Annotated in this window: 1 protein-coding gene; it reads right to left on the bottom strand. The window is 43.2% G+C overall.

The genetic code is table 11. The features are described 5' to 3' along the window. The coding region (locus tag N1032_RS25310) for a hypothetical protein (RefSeq protein ID WP_259543348.1) at positions 1-685 on the bottom strand (685 nt) is incomplete at its 3' end. Positions 686-716 lie beyond the last annotated feature (31 nt).

The raw sequence follows: 716 nt of genomic DNA, 5'->3' as shown, positions 1-716 counted from the left end.
CTTCTGGAGCAGGAGTGGCAACTTCAGGTTGCTCTACTACGTTCTGACTTACATCACCTGTTTCAACTGTCTCTGGTTTGTTACGAACTGTTCTACTTACTTCATTGATAGTAGCTTCAGGGTTACGAACAAACTTACCACCATAACCCAATACTTTACCAGCACCACGGAAACCAGCACCAATAATCACAGAGGAGACCGCAGCTTCACCAGCATTGAAATCACCACCAGTAATAGCAGTATGAGCACCCATACCCAATGTGCCTACAGTGGCATCATATGTTGCATTAGTTCCTACTTTATATGCAGACTTAAGTCCCCATTTTAGTAAAGAACCACCACCCATTTTCTCAAGGAAAGCTGGAACACCAATCTCTGGCTGAACCATAAGGGCAAGGTTAGTTGGGTCTGATGCCATAGATACAGCACCTGCACCAATCTGACTACCTAAACCAATCTTCTTACCAGCTAAATCATCTTCACGTTGTTGATGAGTTAAAGCTAAATCAATTAACTTATCTACATTCTCATCAGTAGCACCATTAACCATAGAGAAGTATTCTGGGCGTAACTTAGACGCCCTTACTTTATCCACAGCAGCTTTGCTTAATTGACGGGAAGGATGCAGTAAATCACCTACTGCACCCCAACCACCTACATTACGTGCCTCTGTAATGGTGTTCATCTCAGAGTTTAATGCTGCTGTATTAACGGTG

The organism is Herbiconiux daphne (assembly GCF_024979295.1).
In the GTDB taxonomy this organism is placed as follows: Bacteria; Actinomycetota; Actinomycetes; order Actinomycetales; family Microbacteriaceae; genus Herbiconiux; species Herbiconiux daphnes.
Note: the sequence above shows the minus strand (reverse complement) of the source record. Positions and strands in the feature narration are given on the sequence as shown.